This is a genomic window from Ligilactobacillus cholophilus (assembly GCF_030389495.1).
GTDB lineage: Bacteria > Bacillota > Bacilli > Lactobacillales > Lactobacillaceae > Ligilactobacillus > Ligilactobacillus cholophilus.
In genome coordinates this window covers 804,097-827,484 of the sequence record NZ_CP127832.1, presented here as the reverse complement: position 1 = coordinate 827,484, position 23,388 = coordinate 804,097, and the positions used below count along the sequence as shown (strand labels likewise).

The 23,388-nt window shown below is 32.4% G+C and carries 19 protein-coding genes, 1 other RNA gene, 2 pseudogenes and 1 other annotated feature; of the genes and pseudogenes, 13 read left to right on the top strand and 9 right to left on the bottom strand.

Annotated features, from left to right (window positions below; all coding sequences use genetic code 11):
• Nucleotides 1–14 precede the first annotated feature (14 nt).
• From QPK35_RS04345 to QPK35_RS04330, 4 genes are all read left to right on the top strand, one after another.
• Complete coding sequence (locus QPK35_RS04345) at nt 15–1,217, top strand: FtsW/RodA/SpoVE family cell cycle protein (protein WP_290032768.1); 1,203 nt, start codon at nt 15–17, stop codon at nt 1,215–1,217.
• Nucleotides 1,218–1,323: 106 nt separating this feature from the next.
• A complete protein-coding gene (locus QPK35_RS04340; RefSeq protein ID WP_290032767.1) occupies nt 1,324–2,313 on the top strand; it encodes a DNA-processing protein DprA in 990 nt (329 codons plus the stop codon).
• A gap of 86 nt (nt 2,314–2,399) precedes the next feature.
• Nucleotides 2,400–3,551: a D-alanine--D-alanine ligase family protein gene (locus QPK35_RS04335; RefSeq protein ID WP_290032766.1), complete on the top strand. Its 1,152-nt coding sequence runs from the start codon at nt 2,400–2,402 to the stop codon at nt 3,549–3,551.
• A gap of 85 nt (nt 3,552–3,636) precedes the next feature.
• Nucleotides 3,637–4,179, top strand: a complete 543-nt coding sequence (locus QPK35_RS04330) for a DNA-3-methyladenine glycosylase I (RefSeq protein WP_290032765.1) — start codon at nt 3,637–3,639, stop codon at nt 4,177–4,179.
• A gap of 76 nt (nt 4,180–4,255) precedes the next feature.
• Here QPK35_RS04330 and QPK35_RS04325 read toward each other — a convergent pair whose 3' ends face one another.
• From QPK35_RS04325 to QPK35_RS04315, 3 genes are all read right to left on the bottom strand, one after another.
• Nucleotides 4,256–4,702 carry a DUF3021 domain-containing protein gene (locus QPK35_RS04325; protein WP_290032764.1) on the bottom strand — a complete coding sequence of 149 codons (447 nt, stop codon included), beginning with the start codon at nt 4,700–4,702 and terminating at the stop codon, nt 4,256–4,258.
• A complete protein-coding gene (locus QPK35_RS04320) occupies nt 4,699–5,130 on the bottom strand; it encodes a LytTR family DNA-binding domain-containing protein (RefSeq protein ID WP_290032763.1) in 432 nt (143 codons plus the stop codon). The genes QPK35_RS04325 and QPK35_RS04320 overlap by 4 nt, the downstream gene beginning before the upstream one ends.
• A 149-nt stretch (nt 5,131–5,279) precedes the next feature.
• The gene (locus tag QPK35_RS04315) at nt 5,280–5,816 is read right to left on the bottom strand and encodes a cysteine hydrolase family protein (protein WP_290032762.1); all 537 of its coding nucleotides are present in this window, start codon (nt 5,814–5,816) and stop codon (nt 5,280–5,282) included.
• Nucleotides 5,817–5,954: 138 nt separating this feature from the next.
• On the opposite strand from QPK35_RS04315, the pseudogene QPK35_RS04310 reads away from it, so the two are divergent.
• Nucleotides 5,955–6,982: pseudogene (locus tag QPK35_RS04310) on the top strand (threonine aldolase family protein).
• 57 nt (nt 6,983–7,039) lie between these two features.
• On the opposite strand, the gene QPK35_RS04305 reads toward QPK35_RS04310, so the two are convergent.
• From QPK35_RS04305 to QPK35_RS04290, 4 genes are all read right to left on the bottom strand, one after another.
• A complete protein-coding gene (locus QPK35_RS04305; RefSeq protein ID WP_290032761.1) occupies nt 7,040–7,546 on the bottom strand; it encodes a universal stress protein in 507 nt (168 codons plus the stop codon).
• A gap of 65 nt (nt 7,547–7,611) precedes the next feature.
• A complete protein-coding gene (locus tag QPK35_RS04300) occupies nt 7,612–7,905 on the bottom strand; it encodes a hypothetical protein (protein WP_290032760.1) in 294 nt (97 codons plus the stop codon).
• A 68-nt stretch (nt 7,906–7,973) separates the two neighbouring features.
• Nucleotides 7,974–8,165, bottom strand: a non-coding RNA gene (gene ssrS / locus QPK35_RS04295) — 6S RNA.
• A gap of 44 nt (nt 8,166–8,209) precedes the next feature.
• The gene (locus QPK35_RS04290) at nt 8,210–9,499 is read right to left on the bottom strand and encodes a replication-associated recombination protein A (protein WP_290032759.1); all 1,290 of its coding nucleotides are present in this window, start codon (nt 9,497–9,499) and stop codon (nt 8,210–8,212) included.
• A gap of 103 nt (nt 9,500–9,602) precedes the next feature.
• Between QPK35_RS04290 and QPK35_RS04285 the strand changes: the two genes are divergently transcribed.
• From QPK35_RS04285 to QPK35_RS04275, 3 genes are all read left to right on the top strand, one after another.
• Complete coding sequence (locus QPK35_RS04285) at nt 9,603–11,615, top strand: hypothetical protein (RefSeq protein ID WP_290032758.1); 2,013 nt, start codon at nt 9,603–9,605, stop codon at nt 11,613–11,615.
• A gap of 154 nt (nt 11,616–11,769) precedes the next feature.
• Nucleotides 11,770–12,765 (top strand): glycosyltransferase family 2 protein, encoded by a 996-nt coding sequence (locus tag QPK35_RS04280; RefSeq protein WP_290032757.1) that lies wholly within the window; start codon nt 11,770–11,772, stop codon nt 12,763–12,765.
• Nucleotides 12,766–12,783: 18 nt separating this feature from the next.
• Nucleotides 12,784–13,032, top strand: a complete 249-nt coding sequence (locus tag QPK35_RS04275) for a hypothetical protein (protein ID WP_290032756.1) — start codon at nt 12,784–12,786, stop codon at nt 13,030–13,032.
• Nucleotides 13,033–13,083: 51 nt separating this feature from the next.
• Here the strand turns inward: QPK35_RS04275 and QPK35_RS08065 are convergent.
• Nucleotides 13,084–13,552 (bottom strand): annotated as a pseudogene (locus QPK35_RS08065) (YueI family protein).
• 104 nt (nt 13,553–13,656) lie between these two features.
• On the bottom strand, nt 13,657–14,262 hold the full coding sequence (rpsD, locus tag QPK35_RS04260; protein ID WP_290032753.1) for a 30S ribosomal protein S4: 606 nt from the start codon (nt 14,260–14,262) through the stop codon (nt 13,657–13,659).
• A gap of 423 nt (nt 14,263–14,685) precedes the next feature.
• On the opposite strand from rpsD, the gene ezrA reads away from it, so the two are divergent.
• The 5 genes from ezrA (at nt 14,686) to QPK35_RS04235 (ending at nt 23,375) form a co-directional block, all read left to right on the top strand.
• Complete coding sequence (ezrA, locus tag QPK35_RS04255; RefSeq protein WP_290032752.1) at nt 14,686–16,404, top strand: septation ring formation regulator EzrA; 1,719 nt, start codon at nt 14,686–14,688, stop codon at nt 16,402–16,404.
• Between the two features lie 152 nt (nt 16,405–16,556).
• Nucleotides 16,557–17,705, top strand: coding sequence for a cysteine desulfurase family protein (locus tag QPK35_RS04250; protein WP_290032751.1), 1,149 nt, complete (start codon nt 16,557–16,559; stop codon nt 17,703–17,705).
• Nucleotides 17,706–17,717: 12 nt separating this feature from the next.
• Nucleotides 17,718–18,935 carry a tRNA uracil 4-sulfurtransferase ThiI gene (thiI, locus tag QPK35_RS04245; RefSeq protein WP_290032750.1) on the top strand — a complete coding sequence of 406 codons (1,218 nt, stop codon included), beginning with the start codon at nt 17,718–17,720 and terminating at the stop codon, nt 18,933–18,935.
• A 38-nt stretch (nt 18,936–18,973) separates the two neighbouring features.
• Nucleotides 18,974–19,197, top strand: a binding site (T-box leader).
• A 75-nt stretch (nt 19,198–19,272) separates the two neighbouring features.
• A complete protein-coding gene (locus QPK35_RS04240; protein ID WP_435302704.1) occupies nt 19,273–21,939 on the top strand; it encodes a valine--tRNA ligase in 2,667 nt (888 codons plus the stop codon).
• A 134-nt stretch (nt 21,940–22,073) separates the two neighbouring features.
• Nucleotides 22,074–23,375, top strand: coding sequence for a bifunctional folylpolyglutamate synthase/dihydrofolate synthase (locus QPK35_RS04235; RefSeq protein ID WP_290032748.1), 1,302 nt, complete (start codon nt 22,074–22,076; stop codon nt 23,373–23,375).
• The last annotated feature ends 13 nt before the right edge of the window (nt 23,376–23,388 follow it).

The following is a 23,388-nucleotide window of genomic DNA, read 5'->3' as shown; positions in this document are numbered from 1 at the left end:
AAGGAGCCATTAAATTGGATTATAGTAAAAATAGTCGTCGTGCTAAAAGTAACGACGATCGGATAGACTGGGGAATTATTTTCTCAGTTCTAGTATTAGCTGTAATTGGAATGTTATCGATTTATGTTGCAGTAAAGCATGATACAAGTGATGCAAGTGTAACTAAAACGTTATTATCACAAGCAATATGGTATGTTTTTGGTATTATTGCAGTGGTAATCATTATGCAATTTGATGCTGAGCAACTTTGGAAAATTGCGCCGATTGCATATGGCTTTGGGCTTCTGCTCCTGTTCCTGTTGCTGTTCCTGTATAGTAGGTCTTATGCAGCACAAACAGGTGCTAAAAGTTGGTTTGCAATTGGGCCGTTAACATTTCAACCGTCAGAAGTAATGAAACCCGCGTATATTCTGATGCTAGCACGTGTAATTGCGGAACATAATTCAGAATATACAACACATACAATCGAATCTGATTGGAAACTATTGTGGAAAATGTTCTTATGGACACTTCCAATTGTTATTTTGTTAAAACTACAAAATGACTTTGGTACTACATTAGTTTTCCTTGCTATTTTTGGTGGGATGGTCTTAATTTCTGGAATATCCTGGAAAATTATCGGACCTATCTTTGGTGGTTTTGTTGCTATTGGTGCAATTGCTATTTATTTAGCAGTTTTCAATCGTAATATCCTGTTACATTTAGGATTCCAAAATTACCAATTCCAACGAATTGATGCATGGTTACATCCAGAAAATAGTACAACAGGATCAAGTTATCAATTGTGGAGAAGTATTGAAGCAATTGGTTCGGGTCAATTATTTGGTAAAGGATTTAATGTTTCAAACGTTTATGTTCCAGTTCGAGAATCAGATATGATCTTCTCAGTAATTGGGGAAAACTTTGGTTTTATTGGTGGATGTGTATTAATTTTCATCTACTTATTACTAATTTTCCAAATGGTTCAAGTAACATTTGAAACACGAAATGAATTTTATGCATATATTTCAACTGGTGTTATTATGATGATCTTATTCCACGTATTTGAAAACATTGGTATGAGTATCGGATTACTTCCATTAACAGGTATTCCATTGCCATTTATCAGTCAAGGTGGATCTTCATTGATTGGTAATATGATTGGTATTGGACTGATAATGTCGATGAGGTATCACCACAAGAGTTATATGTTTAGTAACAACTCAGATTTTAGTTAAAAAGTGTGATTGCCGGTCCATCGGAAAATAGGCATGAACCTAAGGCTGGACTTTTGTCGCAGCCTTTTTTATTACTTTTAATGATATGTAAGGAAGAGGTAGAAGGATGCAAAGTGATCAATTAACCGAGCTAATTTTGGCACTTGAAATGATTAAGGGCGTTGGTCCTAAAACAGTTTTAAAATTTTTCGATACAGTTAAGCCACAAATGATTTTGGATAATTTTAGAAATATGCATCGAAATACGGTCATTAATAAGCGAATCAATGAAGGTGTTCTTGATTATCAGGAATGGAAAAACTTATTAGAGAAAGCTCATGAATTATTGGAAAAATCAAAATCATTGGGAATGACAGTTTTAAACTACCAAGATGATGATTATCCTGATAATTTAAGAAGTTTAAATCATTACCCATTAATTATTTATGTTAAGGGAAATGTAAAAGCACTTCAGGGACCATCAGTTGGTTTTATAGGTACGCGACGTCCAACTGAATTAGGTTATAAAATGTCAGAACGCATGGCATATCAATTTGCTAAAGATGGACTTACAGTTGTAAGTGGATTGTCAGTGGGAACAAATACAGCAGCACACCGTGGAGCTTTGGAAGCAGGCGGAACAACTGTAGCAATTTTAGGTCAAAGTTTAGAACAACCAATTTATCCTAAAGAAAATGTAGGTTTGGCACAAGAAATCATTGATAATGGTGGAGCAATTATGTCAACCTATTCATTAGGAGCAATTGTAAGACGGCAATTTTTAGCTGCTCGTGATGAATGGGAAAGTGGCTTGGCTGATGGACTTGTAGTTGTTGAAACAGATCAAAATGGAAAAACAGAATCTGCATTACAACATGCATTTAAACAAGGACGACCAGTTGGAATGTTAGATCATAGTCAATGTCCGAAAATTGAGGATGCAACAAAGATTGAACAAGCAATTGGAAATCAAGAGTTTATCAGTAAAAAGAGAGCAATGGCTCTATGGGATAAAGAAAGTCTCCGTGATTTTGAACAAGTAATGGCGAAATCACGCGAAGAATTCTTAAAAAAGAGTAAAAGACATAAACGTTTAGCACAAATTAGACTTTTCTAACGAGTTATAAATGATATTTTTCAAATTTCATGCTATAATAAGGTTTCAGTTATGTACGAAAATCTATATAAAAGGTGATAAAGTAAATGGATAATAAAAAATTACATATTGCATTATTCTTTGGTGGAAACTCATCAGAACATGATGTTTCAAAGCGTTCAGCACACAACATTTATGATGCTTTAGATAAAGATAAATATGAAGTTTCAGTATTCATGTTTACAAAGCAAGGTTTCTTACTTGGTAACAAAGATTCATTACGTATCTTCAATGGTGAACCAGAAGATGAAGTGGTTGCTGAAGCTACAAAAGATGTTGATTTTTCAAATCCATTAGCAAACATTCAAAACTTATCAGAAGTTAAGGATGTTGATGTATTCTATCCAGTTATCCACGGTAACATGGGTGAAGATGGTACAGTTCAAGGTTTATTCCGTCTTTTAAACAAACCTTGGATTGGTAGTGGAATTGCTGCTTCAGCAAATTCATTCGATAAAGATTTAACAAAACAATTATTAACATTACACGGTGTACGTAATACTAAATATGTTGTAGTTACACCAGAAACAAAAGAAGACTTTCCATACAGTCGTATTGCAGAAGAATTAGGCGAAACAGTCTTTGTAAAACCTGCACGTCAAGGTTCATCAGTTGGTATTAACAAAGTTACTAACGAAGAAGAATATGAATCAGCAATGGAAGAAGCATTCCGTTATGATTACAAAGTAATGGTTGAAGAAGCTATTAAGAACCCACGTGAAGTTGAATGTTCAGTATTAGGTAACCGTGATCCTAAATATTCTAAGTTAGGTGCAGTTGATGTTAATGGTGATGACTTCTACGATTACAACAATAAATTCGTAGATGCATCAGGTGTTGTTTTTGAAATTCCTATTAAATTACCAGAAAAATTAACTAAAGAAATCCAAGAAATGTCAATCAATGCATTTAAAGCATTAGATAACCGTGGTTTAGCTCGTATGGACTTCTTAGTTGACGAAAATGACGTACCATACTTAGGTGAAGTAAACACATTACCTGGATTTACAAACATCTCATTATATCCACAATTATGGGAAGTTTCAGGCATTAGTTACTCAGAATTAATTGATAAGTTAATCCAATTAGCTATTGATGAATTTAATGATAATGCTAAACTTCACTATGACTTTACTGAATTAGGAACAGAAAAATTAGGTAAAGGTTTATTAGATAAAAATGGTCAACACCGTGACTAATAAATAATTAAAATCGCAGTATTTACTGCGATTTTTTTATAAAAAAATTCATTTTTTTGCGTATATATTATATGGAGGGGATTATATGAAATGTCCATGGGTATATGGCGCAAATGAAAATCTAATTAAATATCATGATGAAGTCTGGTGCAAAGAAATTCATGATGAGCAGGAATTATTTAAACGTTTATGTTTATTAACATTTCAGTGTGGATTAAAATGGGAAATGATTTTGGATAAACAAAGCATTTTGGAAGAACAGTTTGAAAATTTTGTTCCAGAAAAATTAGTAACATTAAATCTCGAACAGGATTTTGTGATTAATAATCCACGTAAAATCAATGCGATTATACACAATGCACAAACTTTATTGAAATTGCATGCGACAGGACATTCATTGGATGAATTAGTGTGGAAAAATACAAATTATCGCACTATTAACAATGAATGGACTAAGGTAGAACAAATTCCATGTGAATCAGCGTTGTCAAAAGTGGTTGCTAAAAAGTTTCGTCAAGCTAATTTTTGCTTTGTTGGTCCTAAAAGCATGTATTCATATTTACAAATGGTTGGAGTGATTAATGATCATTTGATAACCTGCGAGAATAAATTTGTTGATAAGTTGTGATTAATAATATTATATTGTGAAATATATTTTCGCTAAGTTTATAAAAATAACACTCACAAAATCGTGAGTGTTATTTTTATTTATTTAATTTTTGATTTGCTTTTTTTATCCACTTTAAAGTTTGATAACGGGCGATAAACCAGATAAGTAAATATATTGCAACAAAAAGTAATGTATAAATTGTAAAGCAAGCAACAGTAAGTGGAAACCATCCTGCAAGACAAGCAAGGAATGTAAAACAAGTAAATGAAATTAGAAAATGAACAATGGTTTGTTTTAATAAGTTCCATTTATAAATCTTAAATACATTGCGACTTAAATTCCATGTTATTCCCATTAATGCCCATAAAATAATTGAGATAGAGATTGCATTTAATTTATTAGAAAAATGCATAATAAATTTTTCAGAAGAAGGGTAATATGCCATACCACCATATAAATATGAAAAAATTAATGAAACAATTAATCCAATTGAAATTCCCATGGTAGAACCATTAATAATTTGAGAAAAAAGCTTTTTCATATTCCTAACCTCCGTTTTATATTTTTTACAAATCGTCGAGAAGCAAATGTGTAATCATTATTTTTTAGTAATAATTTAATTGTTCCATTTCTTTCTAATTCTAAATGATCTAAATAATCAAAATTTAAAATCTCACTATTTGAAATTTGAATAAAATTAGAAGGTAGAATTTTTGCAATTTGATATATACGATATTTAATAACATAAGTTTCATTTTCATATGCTGCACAAACATGGTTACTATCTGTATAAATACGAGTAACTAAATTTAAATCAAGTGGTGTTAGTGTATGGCCCTTACTTCCCCAAATAATAATTGATTCTTGTTGAATTTGATTTGCAATTTCTTGCAATTCAGGTGTTAGTTCATGAATATAAAAGTCAATATGTTCATCTTGGCTTTTCTCTATATGAATATTTACTTTCAAATTTTCATCTCCTTTTATAACTAATTATATATACTAATAACTTAATAGTTTTTAAAATTAAATATGTGGAGAATATATTAACTTAAATGGTTGGATTTTAATAATTTTTGGCAGAAAAAAGAACCCGTAATGAACGAGTTCTTTTTTCTTTACCAGCGTTTTTCTATTTCATCAAGTGAAATAACTTCGCCATTATAATTATCTTGAATGTATTTCAAACTTTGATCACGTAAATCTTGATTGATAGCATCAGTAATTGCGGATGAAGTAATTACTTGATAATCATTAAAGAAACCAGCAGCGGCACTATTAATTAAACAAATGTTAGTTACAACGCCACCTAAGATGATATTTTTAACACCTAATTCACGTAATAAACTATCTAATCCGGTTTGGAAAAATGCACAGTATGTTCTTTTTTCTAAAGAGTAATCTTGTTTTTGTGGACTTAAATCTGAGATAACTTCTGCTCCCCAAGTACCTTTCATACAGTGTTCTCCCCAAATCTTTAATTCTGGATCATGAGGTAAGTGAGCGTCTGAAACATAAATCACAGGAATATTTTTTTCATGAGCTTTATCAATTAAATTTTTAAAGTCTGGAATAATTTTCTCTGCTCGTGGATTTGCAAATTTTCCTGTAACGAAATCATTTACCATATCAATTACAACAACTGCGTCTTTCATAAAATACACCTCTTTATCTATTTAATAACTAATTATAGCATGATGTCTTAACAAAAAACTGAAAAATACTTGATTGACATTTAACTATTACTCTCTATAATAATAATCATGCATATTAACTGATAAGGGATGGATTAAATGATTTCATTTGCAAATGATTATCTAGAGGGAGCGCATCCACGTTTATTGCAAGCGTTAGTAGATACTAACATGCAACAAGAACCCGGATACGGATATGACAGTTTTTCACAACAAGCTGCTAAAGTAATTAAAGAGACTTTGGATGCGCCTGAAGCGGAAGTGCGTTTTCTTCAAGGTGGTACACAAACAAATCAAATTGTTATTGATGCAATGCTTAAAGATTATGAAGGAGTAATTGCACCTGAAATTGGTCATATTAGCGTACACGAAGCAGGGGCAATTGAAGCTACTGGAGACATAAAGTTCTTACATTGCCTTCATATGATGCTAAATTAAAACCTGAAGACATTGATGAGTTTGTACAAACTTTCCAAAATGATATGAACATGGAACATATGGTATTTCCAGGAATGGTTTATATCACATATCCAACAGAATATGGGACTTTATATTCTAAAAAAGAACTTGAAGAACTTTACGCAGTTTGTCAAAAACATAATCTACCACTTTACATTGATGGTGCTCGTTTAGGATATGGCTTGATGAGCGAAAAGGCTGATCTTACTATTCAAGAGTTAACTAAATTATGTGATGCATTCTATATCGGTGGAACAAAAATCGGTGCATTATGCGGAGAAGCAGTGGTATTTACACATAATAATGCACCAAAGCACTTTACAACTGTTGTGAAACGTCATGGAGGCCTTTTAGCAAAAGGTCGTTTGAATGGAGTGCAATTTCTTGAGTTATTCAAAGACGGACTTTATTTTGACATTAGTAAACATGCTGTTGAAATGTCAATGAAATTGAAGGCAGGCTTTTTAGCAAAGGAATACAAATTATTTTACGATTCATACACTAATCAACAATTTTTCATCATGACAAATGAAGAAATCGATAAATTAAAACAAAAAGTTGATTTTGCATGTTGGGAAAAATATGATGATACTCATTCAATTGCACGTTTTGTAACTAATTGGGCTACAAAAGAAGAAAATGTTGATGCTTTGTTAGAAATGATATAAAAAAATCCAGATAATTATCTGGATTTTTTGTTTTATTAAGTAGTTGAATTCCTATTTTTATAGACTGTCTTTACGATTTGCTTTAAGTAAGTCTTTTGTTAAAGCAGGCTTATTTTCTAAGTCTGTCCGAATTACTAATACATCACACTTAGCAATTCGTGTTACATATTCAGTAACTGAACCGATTAAGATCCGTTCTACGGCATTAAGTCCAGTAGCACCAATCATAATCAAATCAATATTTTTCTCTTCGGGGATGTCTTTGGCGATAATTACCTTAGGAGCTCCATATTCTACTGAGAAATCAATATTTGTGATTCCAGCTTTTTTCGCTTCATCAACGTAGCCTTCTAAAGTCTTTTTAGCCGTTTGCGTTACTTGCTCGACCATTGATGTATCAAAGCTTGAAATATTTTGAAATGCACGAGTGTCAATTACATGAATTAGATGTAATGCAGTGTCTTTACCATTTCTTTTTGCTACGTCAATCGCCTTTTTAAAAGCTAACTCTGATTCATATGAACCATCGATTGGGACTAAGATATTTTTATAATTTTGTAACATTTAAATCACCTTCCTATCCTCAACTTCATTTTACAAAATTTATCTAAAAAATGAAAGTAATTTAACTATCTAATGAAAGCATATCCAATGAGGATAAATGAAAGGATTGAAACCAAAGCAACATCAACTAAAATCATGGTAATTACTAACATTAAATTGGCGGTAAAACTCATGATAATTGTGATAATTCCACTTAATAATAATAAGCTCCCCATTATTGTTAGTAGAAGAGAAAAAGTGTGATTTTTTTCAGGATGAAAGGTAATAAATGATTTCTTACGATGTTTCCAAATATATCCACCCAAAAAGAGTACAATTGCGCTCAAGATCCAAATTAAAATTTTTACTCCAATACTCATCGAAAATAGATTCCTCCAATAATTTAATAATGTTAGTATAACAAAAAAAGATGTGATCGAAATCACATCCTTGTTCCATTAGTGCCGTTAATCGTCTTGTGTAGTTGAACCCGCAGTGCTAGCAGGAACGCATTTCGTTAGATGGCTTTTGGTTCTTAAGTGAAATAAGTCTGCCAGCCACCATTTATCGGAAATGCTCATATCTATAATTGTTCGGTCAACCTTACATTGATAAGACAACGCGTACACCACAGAAATATTGCATCATTATCATAACGCCTCACACGATTTTTTTCAAATAAAATTATTGATCTTTTAATGAACGACCTTTGGCTTTTTCTAATTTGTAATATTGTTCTGCTAAAGCACGTTCATAACGTCCATTTTCTTTAGGAAGGTAATAGTGCTGATTTTTAATTTTATTTGGTAAATACTGTTGCTTTACCCAGTCATGTGTATAATCGTGTGGATATTTATAACCAATTCCGCGACCGAGTTTTTTAGCACCTTCATAATGTGGATCACGTAGCCAATCTGGGACTTCACCGTAATTTCCTTTATGAATATCTTCCATTGCTTTGTCAATTGCCTTCAAAGCAGAATTAGATTTTGGTGATAAGCATAAATCAATCACAGCAACAGAAAGGGGAATTCGTGCTTCTGGAAAACCAACTTTTTCTGCAGCTTCAACAGCTTGAACAGTACGTGCAGCTGCCTGTGGATTTGCCAAACCGATATCCTCATACGCAATTACTAATAATCTGCGAGTAATACTTGGTAAATCATCAGCATCACACATTCTACCTAAGTAGTGTAATGCCGCATCTGTATCAGAACCACGTATCGATTTCTGAAATGCCGAAACTACATCATAGTGTGCATCACCATTTTTATCATGAACTAATGATTTATGCTGTACGCATTCTTCTGCAATTGATAAAGTTATGTGAATTTTACCAGTATCTTTTTCTGCTGGGGTAGATTTTACTGCTAACTCTAATGCATTTAAAGCACTCCGTAAATCACCATGTGTTGCTTGTGATAAATGAGTTAGGGCATCATCATCTAAAGAAACATCGAAACTTCCTAAGCCGCGTTTTTCATCTTTTAAAGCACGTAATAATGCTGTCTTTATATCATCTTCGCTTAATGGCTTAACTTCAAAAATTTGTGTTCGACTTCTAATCGCTGGATTAATCGCAATATATGGATTTTCCGTTGTTGCACCAATTAAAATAATTTGGCCACTTTCTAAATGAGGTAATAGATAATCTTGCTTAGGTTTAGTTAGACGGTGAATTTCATCTAACATTAAAATTACCGTTCCACTCATTTTAGATTCCGCTACTACTTGTTCTAGCGCCTTTTTAGAATCAGTAGCCGCATTTAATTTACGAAAGGCATATTTAGTTGAACCAGCAATCGCACTTGCTATACTTGTTTTTCCAGTTCCTGGTGGGCCATATAAAATCATTGATGATAATAATTTAGCATTTACCATTCGCCGAATGATTTTTCCGGGGCCCACTAAATCTTTCTGACCAACAACCTCATCAAGATTTTGTGGTCTCATTCGATAAGCTAAGGGTTGCATATTATTTTCTCCTTTCATTTATAAATATAGCATGTTTGAAGGCTACAAGTTAGTGCAAAGATTAGGTATAATAAAAGTAAATTATTAATCTAGGATGATAATTATGAAATTAGATGAAATCGGACAAACAATTAAAGATGAAGAATTAACAGGAGTGTTAAACAATTTATTGTGGAAAGTTTCACAAGAATTCTTATTGATTAATCGTCAAACTGAAATTGTTGAAACAAGTTTAACAATGAATAACACTCAATACTTAACAACAAATGAGGGGAACTTGGTTTTAAAAAATGATCATGAACAGCATTTATCAGCCTTAAAGTCAGAATTGCGTTTAAGAAATTATTTTTTAAAAACAACTCTTGCTAAGAATCAATTTTTATGGCCATTATCTGTTAATGGTATGGGGAATACGATTCAAATTCGTATTCCAGAAGAATTATTTACAGAATTATATAATCGTAAATTTAAAAAATATAAAGTCGATTATTATGATTTTCGTAATCAAATTTATTTAAAGATTGCTGCAGGTATGGAAGAAGCAATGTTCTTGCTTACATATCTAACTGGTTCAGCTCCATTTAAATGGGATAACGCTGGAAAAGAAAAAGGACGTCCACGACGTTCACAACAAACAAGAATGGTATTAGAAAAAGTTGCTGATCAAGAAATTGATTTTCGTACTTTGAAAGCATATCTTGCTTCACAATCAGCAGTTGCTAAAGTTAAATTAGAAGGTCAATTTGACCAAAATCAAGGAATTACAGCATTAACTTTGCAACATATTGATTTAAATCCTAATACAACTGGCAACATTGGTGCTAATATTTTGGAACTCATTAATGTTTTAGTTGGATATTATTTAATGAAAAATAGTTGTGCTAATGATGACTTAGTTGAAACTGTTAAAGCTAGTCGTCAAAAAGATTTAACAGTAGCTAATGATAATCCATTTAAACGTTCTGAATTGATTAAAGAAATGCATGATCTTCTAGAAGATCTTAATCATTTTGCACAAGAATATGGATATGGTAAACAGTTGAATGCTGCTTATGAAACATTGCGCAATAAATTAGATGACGTAATGCAAACACCAGCAGCACAAATTTTACGTAATCAAGGTGCCTTAACTTCATTGGATTATGTACGCCAAATGGCAATTGAATTACAACAAAAAAAACATGTTGAAACAGAACTTTCTGATAATTCATTGCGTTTATTGCAAGCAGCCTTTAAACGTGGCATTGACTATCAAGTGATCTCTGCTACAAATGATCTTGTTCAAGTAGATAACCACTTTGTTACACATGGACTAACAAGTGAACGTGATCAAGCTGTTTTGCCACAAATGTGGTCTGATAAACAAATTGCTAAACAAATGGTTGGTGAACTTAATATTCAACTACAACAAGCATGGGAAGTTAAAAATAATGATGAAGCAAGCCATTTATATCCTTTGATTAAAGACAAAGCAGTTGTTATTAAAAATGCAGTTGGTCATACTAATCAGGCGGGAACATTATACCGCTTAGCTCCAACAAAACGTGAATTTCTTGAAAGTGTTGCATTAATGCTTAAAGAAACTAATAAAGTTTTAGTTGAACAAGTTGTTGCTGGTTCTGCATATCAAGCAATGGTACTTAATGGTAAAGTAGTAAGCGTGATCGAACGAATTCCTGAAAACGTAGTAGGCGATGGACGTTCAACAATTGGCCAATTAGTAGAAAATAAAAAACTCACAATTGGGCGAAATGAACATCAAACTTTAATTTCTCAAGGAATCGATTTGGATAACGTTGGTCAACGTGGTATTCAAACTTTATTAAGATATGATGCATTTAGCGGAACAAACTTTGATAGTTATGATGCTTTAGATGATATTGATGTTAGTTATATCGAAATTCTTCAAAAAATTGCGAATAAATTAAAAATGAGAGATGGATTTATTGATATTGTAATCTCGAATTTATATCAACCATATACCAGTGAACATCCCGAATTAGTAACATTCTTAGGTGCACATGCAGATGCATGCTTGAAGAAACATGAAGAAATGTTAATGAATCAACATCGTGATTTAGCAGGACAAATTGTTGAAAGTTTGCTTCATGATTAAAATTTTAATCATAAAAAGGACTATGAAATTACTCATAGTCTTTTTTTATAAAAGTGCTAATGTTTGCAATTTATGGCATTCATCATTATAGTTAGACTAAATAAATGACGTATTTATTTAATTTTTATTAGAATTATATTTAAGGAGATCATTAATGTTACTCTCAATTATCGTACCTATTTGCAATGTTGCTCCATATCTTGAAAAATGTCTGCAATCGATTCAAACGCAATCGTTTAAAGATTTCGAATGTATCATGGTGGATGATGGTTCAATTGATGATTCAAGGCAAATTGCACAAAGTTTTTGCGATCAAGATGACCGTTTTAAATTGATTGCAAGTGAACATGGTGGGTTAGCACATGCTCAGAATTTAGCATTAAAAGAAGTAAAGGGAGAGTATATTACTTTTTGTGACGGCGATGATTATTTATCTGCAGGGGCATATGAAAATGTACTACCAATTATTGAGAAGAAACCAGATTTGATCATTAGTAATTTATATTTTGAATATGCTGATCAAACAAGAAGAAATTCCGCATATAAATTACCTAATTTAACAAATCGTGAACAAATTGTTAATCATTTCCCAGAAATTTATAAACAACAAATGATGTATTATGATACGAATAAAATTTATCATAAATCTATATTACGTGATTTAAAATTTGAAAATTTAACAGTTGGTTTAGACACAGTTTTAAATTATGAAGTGTTTGCTAGATGTAATAATATTTATTTTAGTGAAAAACCATATTATCATTATTTGCAACGACAAGGGTCATTAGTAAATCATTTTGATGCACAACGTTTAATGATTCGTGAATATGAAACTCAATCATTAGTTCAATTACTTGCTCATTGGAATCCTGAATACGCTAGTCAATTAATTAATTTAGATTGGTATAATACATTAACTAATACGGTTAAAAATGTATATGCATTTGATGAGCATAATCAATTGCTTAAACCGAAACAACGTATTTATTATTTGAAAAATGATTTAAAGGTCTGTCTGCAACATATGCGTGTTAGTTTATTATCTGATGAACAACGTGCATTTATTGATGAAGTAAAAAGTGTTGTAGCAGCAGGTGATGATCAGGAGTTTATTCAAAGATTTGCGAGTTCAAATTTATATTCAGAATAGAATAAGAGGGGAATTAAAATGAAAAAGTTTAATGATGAATTATATGAACTCTTTCCAGATGACGAGATGCAACGTCATTCAAAATTTAAAAATTTGGATGATTTTATGGGTAATCTAGGGGTTAAAAATCAAAATGAATTTGATAACTTATCAGATGATTTGCTTGATAAGTTTGTAAAAGAAAATACAGATTTTGATAACTGGAAAGCAATGGATAAACATGCTAATCAAATTTATCTTCAACGACAGAAAGCTTTTAATTTGTAAAAAATAAGACTATGATGATATGACATCATAGTCTTATTTATTTTATGTAAATTAAAAGTGAAATAAGTTTTTTAAAGAAAATCGTTTCTTCTTTGTCTCTTTTTCTTTTTCTTTTTCATTGGTAACGGTTGGTTCTGGATAAAGTTTAGCAATATCAATTATTTCATGGTGAATTGCTTGTTTTTTATCTGCAAAAACAACAGCAAAATCAGAAGCTGCATTAGGTAATGATTGGTCAGTGTTGCAAGTAAATGCAACATTAGTGTTATTTGCTAAAGTTAGTAATTTTGTTAATTGTTCTTGATCAACTTTTCCGTTTATCGTCATACGATAATCAGGATGTTTTTTTAATTCTTGTTCTAGTGCATCCGTAATACTTACCAGAGTTTAATTGAGCGAAGGTCATAGTTAAATCAACTCGTTCACGGAATGTTCCAAGATATTTCCGTTGTTCATCAGGCTTTAATTGTGGAGTCCCATACATTCCTTTATTGAGATGTTCTTGTAATTGATCTGTCATTCTAATTCACTCCTTATATTGCAGTAACAATATTTTATCAAATTTAGAATACTAAAAAAAGAGATTGCATAATTGCAATCTCCCAAATATAAGCAAACTTTTTATTAAAGTTTGTTGTAGTATTCAACGATAAGTGATTCGTCGATGTTTGCATCTAATTCGTCACGTTCTGGTAAACGAACTAATGTACCTTCCATCTTGTCATCATCAAATGATACAAATGGAACACGACCTACAACTGCTTCTAAAGCATCTTTAACAATTTGTAAGTTCTTTGAACGTTCACGTAATGAGATCACTTGACCAGGTTTTACTTCGTATGATGGAATATCAACACGTTGGCCATCAACTGTGATGTGACCGTGGTTTACAAGTTGACGTGCTTGACGACGAGTTGTTGCTAAACCTAAACGGTAAACAACGTTATCTAAACGTTGTTCCAAAAGAATCATGAAGTTAACACCGTGCTTACCTTCACGAATCTTACCAGCGCGCTTGAATGTGTTAGCAAATTGACGTTCTGTCATGCCGTACATCATACGTAACTTTTGCTTTTCGCGTAATTGTAAACCGTATTCTGATAACTTACGACGACTTTGGCCATGTTGACCTGGTGCGTAAGGACGACGTGATAATTCTTTACCTGTTCCTGAAAGAGAGATTCCCAAACGACGAGAAACTTTCCATGATGGACCTGTATAACGAGACATATTAAATTCCTCCAAAAATGTAATTTTTATGGAGTAAAATAACGATTGTAAATTTAGTATTCGTGCAGTTAATTTTGGACGTTCGCTCTTGCAGCCGAAGAGTTACTTGTAGAACCATTTAGGCAATTAACTGTTGACGTTCTTACCATTTACTGCTGCATTATTTTACACAAGCGCTATTGTAGCAATTTTTAGTTTAAAAGTCAATGAAATGTTATGGTTAAACTATTTTCTTTACGCATAAAATTTAAATTGAATAGAGCATAAAAAATAACATTAGCGAAAAACTAGGAAGATATTAAAATTCCGTTAATAAAAAACATTGGAATACGGTTTTATATGTTATAATTGTAGGGAATGAAAAATTAATCGATTTAAATTTAATTAAAAATAAGCTGCAAGAAAGGCAAAGGATGGGATTATATGATTATCTTTTTAGTATCGCTAGTAATTGTTGCGCTGGTGATTTATCTTAGCGTATTTCTATATAAGCGACACAACACTAAATTAATCGATAGTTACCAAGAAGGAGTAAAGGAAATAACCAATACCTCTCTTGAAAAAGAAATGGCAGAAATTAGTCATTTGAATCTATCAGGCGATAGTTTAAATGAATTTGAAAAAATTGATGAAGATTACCGTGAAATTGTAAATCGTAAATTACCTGAAGTTTCTGAAATTTTAAATGATTTGCAAGAATTAAATCAGCATTATCAATTTGGACGAGTAAAAAGTGAATTAGCTGATGTGAGTGATAAATTAACAGCATTAACAAAGCAATTTGATGAAATAAAAGCCAAGATGGATGATATTCGGAAAGTTACTGAAGAACATCAAAAAGCAGTAGAAGAACTTAGTGCAAAATACAAAGATTTACGCAAAACATTACTAGCAAAAAGCTTTTCATTCGGCCCTAGCAGTGAAAAATTAGAAGATCAATTAGGTGAATTAGAACAAAAATTTGATGATTATACTCGTGTAATGGAAAGTGGAGATTATGTGAAATCAGCTAAGCCACTTGCTGAATTACAAGCGGCAACAGCTGATATGGAAGAAAAAGTAGAAAAGATTCCTCCAATTTATAAAAATCTCAAAAACGTTTATCCAGAACAAATTGAAGAGTTAAATCAAGCCGTTGATCAATTATTAAAAGAAAAATATGTCTTTCGTGAAAATCTAAAGAAAAAGTTAGCTGAAATTCAACGACTTTTAGACAAAAACCTTGTTAATTTAGAAAAAACAAATATTAAGGATGCAGAAAAAATTAACGATCAATTAGGAGACCTAATTGAAGAGGTTTACGATACAGTAGATACAGAATATCGTTCACGTAAATTAGTAGAAAAGAATTATAAATATTATCAAGAATTTTTAGAACATGCTGAAGAACAAGAACATGAATTATTAATTGACTTAGATCGTTTATCACAAAATTATGAATTAACTCATAATGAAATGGAAGATGCACGTGATCTTCAAGCACAAATTCAAGATATTCGTAAGTCCTTTGATAATTTTACAAAGCAACGTACTGAAGGTGTAATCTATTCAAAAGAATTAGCTACACAAAAAGATAATATTAAAAAGCTTACAAAGATTGAAAAACATCAACAAGAAATTAATGATAATGTTTCAAATCTTTGGAAAGAAGAAAAAGAAGCTCAAAAAGCAGTTCAAGGATTTGATTTGGAAATCCACCGTATGCGTCGTGATATTGAAAAATTAAATCTTCCAGGGCTTTCAAGAGAATATACTGATTATTTCTTTAAAGTTAGTGATGAAATTCAAGCTTTAGATGAAGCTTTAAATCAAATCCAAATTAATATGGATGAAATTACTAAGGGATTAATTAATACACAATCAGATCTAGATGTATTAGGTGATAAGACAAAAGAAATCATCGATTGTGCAACTTTAACGGAAGAATTTTTACAATACGCAAACCGTTATCGTACACGCTATCCAGAAGTTGATGCAGCTTATAAAAAAGCAGATCACATGTTTAACAAACAATTCGATTATGTCGATGCTTTAGATGTAATTTCAAATGCTTTGGAAGAGGTTGAACCTGGAATTTACAAACGAATTACAGATGATTATGAATCACAAGAACAAGCACAACGGCAATATCCAATGAATTAAAAACAACCTAGTATTTAATTGATTTTTCCAATTAAATGCTAGGTTATTTTTTTGTTAAAACCTTTACAAAGACTAAGTTAAATGATTAAATTAAGGTTGAGTCGTACCAGAATTTATTATTAAATAAAATAAATATAGAAAGGAACCTTGTTTTGATTTACTTCGATAATAGTGCTACTACAAAAGTAGATGATCAAGTATTACAAACTTACAATATGGTTAGTGAAAAAATCTGGGGTAATCCTTCTTCTTTACACAGTTGGGGTGAGAAGGCCTATGATTTATTGGAACAATGTCGGCGTCAAATCGCAGGTTTAGTGCATTGTGATCCTGATGAAATTTTCTTCACCAGTGGTGGTTCAGAAGGTGATAACTGGGCAATCAAGGGAACAGCAATGGAAAAACTTCCATATGGAAAGCATTTAATCACTTCAAGCGTAGAACACCCAGCTGTATTAAATACTATGGCACATTTAGAAAAACTAGGTTTTGAAGTAACTTATCTTCCAGTTGATAAAGAAGGACGAGTTTCTCCTAAAGATCTAGAACAAGCTATTCGCAAAGATACTGTATTAGTGTCTATTATGGCAATTAATAATGAAATCGGTGCTATTGAACCAATTGATGAACTAGCTAAAGTTTTAGAAAATTACCCTAAAATTCATTTTCATGTAGATGCTGTTCAAGCAGTTGGTAAGGGTGTAGACCAAATGTTAAGCAATCCAAGAATTGACTTAATGACATTTTCTGGCCATAAGTTCCATGCTCCACGTGGAATTGGCTTTATGTACAAAAAGCGTGGTCGAATGATTCAACCTTTAATTGATGGAGGAGGACAAGAGAAGAATCTCCGTGGTGGTACAGAAAATCTTCCAGCAATTGCAGGTATGGCTAAAGCTTTACGATTATTATTAGAAAATGAAGATCAAAAAGTTGCACAACAACGTGCAATTAAACAAAAAATTTATAACCACATTAAACAATTTGATAAAGTACACATTTTCTCACAACCAAATGACGATTTTGCTCCTCACATCTTATGTTTTACGATTGATGGAGTTCGTGGAGAAACTATTGTGCATGCATTTGAACACTATGATATTTATATTTCAACAACGAGTGCTTGTTCTTCAAAGAAAGGGACTGTTGCTGGAACTTTGAATGCAATGAAAATTCCAGAAAAAATCGCTTCTTCAGCAGTTCGTGTGAGTTTAGATGAACATAATACAATGGAAGAAGCTGATGAATTTATCAAAGTGTTTGATCAATTATATGAAAAGTTCAAAATGATTAATTCATAATGGAGGAAATAAATGCAATATTCAGAAATTATGGTTCGTTATGGTGAGTTATCTACAAAAGGTAAGAACCGTAAAAACTTTATTGATCGATTAGCATATAATGTGCGTCAAGCTTTACATGAATTTCCTAATTTAAAGATCACTGCACGCCGTGATCGGATGCATATTCAATTAAATGGTGAAGATTCAGATGCTGTTATGAAACGATTAAATCAAGTTTTTGGTATCCAAAATTACTCACCTTCAGTTAAAGTCGAACGTGATATCGATGCTGTAAAAAAAGTTGCAGTAGAAATGATGCAAGAAAAATATCACGATGGATTAACTTTTAAGGTAAATACACGTCGTTCTGATCATAAATTTAAATATGATACAAATGATATGAATGATCTCCTTGGTGGAGCAATTTTAGAAGCATTTGATGATATTCATGTAAAAATGAAAAATCCAGATGTCACATTACGTTGTGAAGTTCGACCAGATGGGATTTTCTTATCATATGGGAAGATCCAAGGCGCTGGTGGGTTACCAGTGGGAACTGCTGGTAAAGCAATGTTAATGCTTTCTGGTGGAATTGATTCTCCTGTTGCTGGTTATTTAGCTATGAAACGTGGTGTTGATATTGAGATGGTTCATTTCTTTAGCCCACCATATACAAGTGAACAAGCTTTAAACAAAGCAAAAGAATTAACTACAAAATTAGCACCATATGTAGGTAAGATTAAGTTTATTGAAGTCCCATTTACTGAAATTCAAGAAGTTATTAAACATTCAGTTCCAGAGGGATACTTAATGACACTTCAACGTCGTTTTATGTTGCGTTTAACTGAAGCAATTGCTTTAAAGCGTCATGGCTTGGCAATTTTTAATGGTGAAGCATTAGGTCAGGTGGCTTCACAGACACTAGAAAGTATGGCAGCAATTAATGATGTCACAACAATGCCAGTCTTACGGCCAGTGGTTTCAATGGATAAAAATGAAATTATTGATATCGCTAAAAAAATCGATACATTTGATTTGTCGATTCAACCATTTGAAGATTGTTGTACAGTATTTGCACCACCTTCACCTAAAACAAAACCAAGAATAGATAAGGCACGTCAATACGAAGAACGTTTAGATGTTGATAATTTAATTCAACGAGCTTTAGATGGAATTAAAATTACTGAAATCAAAGCTTCAGATCATTTTATGAATCAAAATGAAGATAATTTTGCAGAATTGCTTTAATTATCTTGACGAATAACATCCTTCAAGCTAGAATATCAATATAAGCGCTGAACAAGAGGGACTTTAATGATGCATTTTACAGGGAAAATCGTTATTGAGAAGATTTAATTGCACTTAGAGTTTGTAGCTTGGGAGCTGTTATTCTGAACGGTATTTTTAAGAATAACCGGACTTACTGTAGTTCGTTATTTAATACAGCTAAGCGGGAAATGAATTAGTTCATTTTCAATTTAGGTGGTACCACGGCACTGTCGTCCTAATTTAGGATGGCAGTGTTTTTTTATTGGTGTATAAAATTCCGTTTATAACAATTTATCTGATGGGAAGGATGATTTTGATGCGAGAAATCGATATGTCAACTAAATATGATCCAAAACAAGTTGAACCTGGTCGTTATCAACAATGGGTCGAAGATGGCTTATTTAAACCAAATGGCAATAAAGAAGCAAAACCATATTCAATCGTAATCCCACCTCCAAACGTAACTGGAAAATTACACTTGGGTCACGCTTGGGATAATACATTGCAAGATATGTTAATTCGTCAAAAACGAATGCAAGGATACGATACTTTATGGGTACCAGGAACTGACCACGCTGGAATTGCTACACAAGCAAAAGTAGAAGCACAATTACGTGAAGAAGGCGTTACTCGTTACGATTTAGGCCGTGAAAAATTTGTTGATAAAGTTTGGGATTGGGTAAATGAATATAGTGATATTATCCACAAACAATGGGCAAAATTAGGAATCTCGGTTGATTATGATCGTGAACGTTTTACTTTAGATGAAGGATTATCAAAAGCCGTACGCAAAGTCTTTGTTGATTTATACAATAAAGGTTTGATTTATCGTGGCGAATACATTATTAATTGGGATCCACAAGCAAGAACTGCACTTTCTGATATTGAAGTTATTCACCAAGACGATGAAGGAGCATTCTACCATGTTAAATATCCATTTGTAGATCCAGATTATACATTTAATGGAAAACACTACATTGAAATTGCAACAACTCGTCCAGAAACAATGTTTGGTGATGTTGCTGTTGCAGTTAACCCAAGTGATGAACGTTACAAAGAACTTGTTGGTAAAGAAGTAATTCTTCCATTACAAGGTCGTCATATTCCAATTATTGCCGATCAATACGTTGATCCTGAATTTGGTACAGGTATGGTAAAAATCACACCTGCTCATGACCCTAACGACTTTAAAGTTGGTAATCGCCATGACTTAAAACGAATCAACACAATGAACGAAGACGCAACAATGAACGAAAATGCTGGTAAATATGAAGGCATGGATCGTTTTGAAGCACGTAAGGCAATCGTAAATGACCTAGAAGAAGAAGGCTTTATGATTAATATCGAACCAATTGTTCACAGTGTTGGTCATTCAGAACGTACAGGAGTTCAAGTTGAAGCACGCTTATCAACACAATGGTTCGTTAAAATGAAACCATTAGCTGAAATGGCACTTAAGAACCAAAAAGATGGCGATCCAGTTAACTTTGTTCCAAAACGTTTTGAACACACTTGGAACCAATGGATGGAAAATGTTCATGATTGGGTTATTTCTCGGCAATTATGGTGGGGACACCGTATTCCAGCTTGGTATAACAAAGAAACAGGCGAAACATATGTTGGAATGGAAGCTCCTGCAGATGAAGAAAACTGGGAACAAGATTCTGATGTATTAGATACATGGTTTAGTAGTGCATTATGGCCATTTTCAACAATGGGTTGGCCTGATACAGATGCAGAAGATTTCAAGCGTTATTTCCCAACAAGTACATTAGTTACAGGTTATGACATCATTTTCTTCTGGGTATCGAGAATGATTTTCCAAAGTTTAGAATTTACCGGTGAAGCACCATTCAAGAATGTTGTATTACACGGATTAATTCGTGACGAACAAGGTCGCAAGATGAGTAAGTCACTCGGAAACGGAATTGATCCAATGGATGTTATTGATAATTATGGTACAGATGCACTTCGTTGGTTCTTAACAACAGGTTCAACACCTGGTCAAGATATTCGTTTCTCATATCAAAAGATGGATGGTGCATGGAACTTTATCAATAAGATTTGGAATGCAAGTCGTTTCGTAATTATGAACTTAGATGAAGATACAAAAGCTGAATTGCCTGACAAGTCTGAATGGCAATTAGCAGATAAGTGGATCATCAGTCGTTTGAATGATACTGTAAAAGATGTAACTCACTTCTTTGATATTTTTGAATTTGGTGAAGCTGGACGTTCACTTTACAACTTCATTTGGAACGATTTCTGTGATTGGTACATTGAAATGGCCAAAGAAAACTTGAATGGAACAGATGAAAAATTGAAGAAGAATACGCAAGCAATTCTTTGCTACGTATTAGATCAAACATTACGTTTGTTACATCCAGTTATCCCATTTGTAACTGAAAAAATTTGGTTAACAATGCCACACGAAGGTAAGTCATTAGTAGTTGCAGAATATCCTGTTGTACATGATGATTTTGAAAATCAAGATGCTGAACGACAAATGGAAAACTTAATTGAATTAATTAAGTCTGTACGTAATAGTCGTGCTGAAGTAAATGCACCAATGTCATCAGCAATTGATATTTTAATTCGTACTAAAGATGATGAAACAAAACAAATCTTTGAAGAAAACCAAGATTATATTGAACGTTTCTGTCATCCAAAACATCTTGAAATCGATGCAAATGTTGAAGCACCAACATTAGCAATGACGTCAGTAATTACAGGCGCAGAAGTTTACTTACCACTTGCAGACTTGATTAATTTGAATGATGAAATTAAACGTCTTCAAGCAGAAGCACAAAAACTTGAAAGTGAAGTTATGCGTGCTGAGAAGAAACTTGGCAATGAAAGATTTGTTGCTAATGCACCAGAACAAGTCGTTAATAAAGAACGTGAAAAATTAGCCGATTATCAAGCAAAACTTGATGCAACAAATAAGCGAATCGACGAATTGCAAGAAGCTTTAGATGATTAAACATACTAACAAAAAGGTCATGACAAACGTCATGATCTTTTTTTATTAAATTACAGTCTTTCTTAATTAACGCTAAATTTATATAATAGTAAATGAGAAGAATAATTGTTCTTGGAAAAGGGGACATTTTAGTTATGGAAGAAACAAAATATCAACAGGCAGTAAATTTTGTTCATGGACGGACTAAATTTAAAAAGATTTTGACTCTAGATCGGATGAGAGATTTTTGTCAAAGATTAGGACATCCAGAACGAAAACTTAAAGTAATTCATATTACAGGAACAAATGGAAAGGGTTCTACAACTGCATTTGTACGTCAAATATTAATGGAAAAGGGATTTAAAGTAGGGAGTTTCACATCCCCATTTATTATTAAATTTAATGATCGCTTTTGTATTAATGGTAAAATGATTTCTGATGACAGATTAGTCGAGATTGTAGATAAAATTAAACCAATTGTTGCACAAATGGATCAAGATTGGGCAGATAAAGGTGGAGGCCCAACTGAATTTGAGATTGATACTGCAATTATGTTTAAATATTTTGTTGAAGAAAAAGTCGATTATGCGGTGTTAGAAGTTGGCCTGGGTGGGACCTATGATTCAACTAATGTAGTTTCACCACTTGTAAGCGTAATTACAAATGTTGCCAATGATCATTTGAAATTCCTTGGGCCAACTTTGAGTGATGTTGCACGCAATAAAGCGGGAATTATTAAGGAAAATACTCCAATAATTATTGGAGATATTCATGGAACACCACTTGAAGTAATTGAAAAAACTGCTTTAGAAAAACATGCACCAATGCATATCTTAAATAAAGATATTAATGTTAGCGCCAAACCATTTGAATCATGGGGAGAAAAATTCGACTTCGAATTTCAGGATGTTAAGTTTAAGAATTTAACAACATCATTGATGGGAGATTATCAGATTTATAATGCAGCTTTAGCTGTTACAGCAGTTTCAATAGTTGCTCAACATGAAAAATGGGTACTCAGTCGAGAAGAAGTTGTTCAGGCACTCAAGAAGACGACTTGGCCAGGAAGATTTGAAAGAGTTAACGATGAGCCACTTATTATTTTAGATGGCGCACATAATCTACAAGCAGTCCAAGAATTAACTAAACTTCTAAAACAAAAATTTAGTGATCAACAAATTCATATAATTTTAGCTATTTTAAAAGACAAGCAAGCTTTCGAAATGATAAAAGAATTAGAAAAAATTCCAAATGTTCATATTACTTTGACTAAATTTAACAGTCCTCGGCCAATTGCTGACTATCAAGAAATCGTCAAAGATTTTCCACAAATTAAAATTCAAGAAGATTGGCATAAAGCTTTAGTTCAACAAATTCAGGAAATGGATGCGAGCGATTTAATATTATTTGCAGGTTCACTTTATTTTGTTTCTGAAGTGCGTAGTTATTTTAAATAAACAATGGAGGAGA

What these genes read in the sequence shown, in the direction of transcription:
- QPK35_RS04305 (WP_290032761.1), bottom strand. Translation starts at nt 7,546, where the DNA reads ATGTTACAAAATTATAAAAATATCTTAGTCCCAATCGATGGTTCATAT.
- QPK35_RS04300 (WP_290032760.1), bottom strand. Translation starts at nt 7,905, where the DNA reads ATGAGTATTGGAGTAAAAATTTTAATTTGGATCTTGAGCGCAATTGTA.
- QPK35_RS04330 (WP_290032765.1), top strand. Translation starts at nt 3,637, where the DNA reads ATGAAATGTCCATGGGTATATGGCGCAAATGAAAATCTAATTAAATAT.
- QPK35_RS04315 (WP_290032762.1), bottom strand. Translation starts at nt 5,816, where the DNA reads ATGAAAGACGCAGTTGTTGTAATTGATATGGTAAATGATTTCGTTACA.
- thiI (WP_290032750.1), top strand. Translation starts at nt 17,718, where the DNA reads ATGCAATATTCAGAAATTATGGTTCGTTATGGTGAGTTATCTACAAAA.
- QPK35_RS04285 (WP_290032758.1), top strand. Translation starts at nt 9,603, where the DNA reads ATGAAATTAGATGAAATCGGACAAACAATTAAAGATGAAGAATTAACA.
- QPK35_RS04275 (WP_290032756.1), top strand. Translation starts at nt 12,784, where the DNA reads ATGAAAAAGTTTAATGATGAATTATATGAACTCTTTCCAGATGACGAG.
- rpsD (WP_290032753.1), bottom strand. Translation starts at nt 14,262, where the DNA reads ATGTCTCGTTATACAGGTCCATCATGGAAAGTTTCTCGTCGTTTGGGA.
- QPK35_RS04340 (WP_290032767.1), top strand. Translation starts at nt 1,324, where the DNA reads ATGCAAAGTGATCAATTAACCGAGCTAATTTTGGCACTTGAAATGATT.
- QPK35_RS04240 (WP_435302704.1), top strand. Translation starts at nt 19,273, where the DNA reads ATGCGAGAAATCGATATGTCAACTAAATATGATCCAAAACAAGTTGAA.
- QPK35_RS04290 (WP_290032759.1), bottom strand. Translation starts at nt 9,499, where the DNA reads ATGCAACCCTTAGCTTATCGAATGAGACCACAAAATCTTGATGAGGTT.
- QPK35_RS04235 (WP_290032748.1), top strand. Translation starts at nt 22,074, where the DNA reads ATGGAAGAAACAAAATATCAACAGGCAGTAAATTTTGTTCATGGACGG.
- QPK35_RS04325 (WP_290032764.1), bottom strand. Translation starts at nt 4,702, where the DNA reads ATGAAAAAGCTTTTTTCTCAAATTATTAATGGTTCTACCATGGGAATT.
- QPK35_RS04280 (WP_290032757.1), top strand. Translation starts at nt 11,770, where the DNA reads ATGTTACTCTCAATTATCGTACCTATTTGCAATGTTGCTCCATATCTT.
- ezrA (WP_290032752.1), top strand. Translation starts at nt 14,686, where the DNA reads ATGATTATCTTTTTAGTATCGCTAGTAATTGTTGCGCTGGTGATTTAT.
- QPK35_RS04335 (WP_290032766.1), top strand. Translation starts at nt 2,400, where the DNA reads ATGGATAATAAAAAATTACATATTGCATTATTCTTTGGTGGAAACTCA.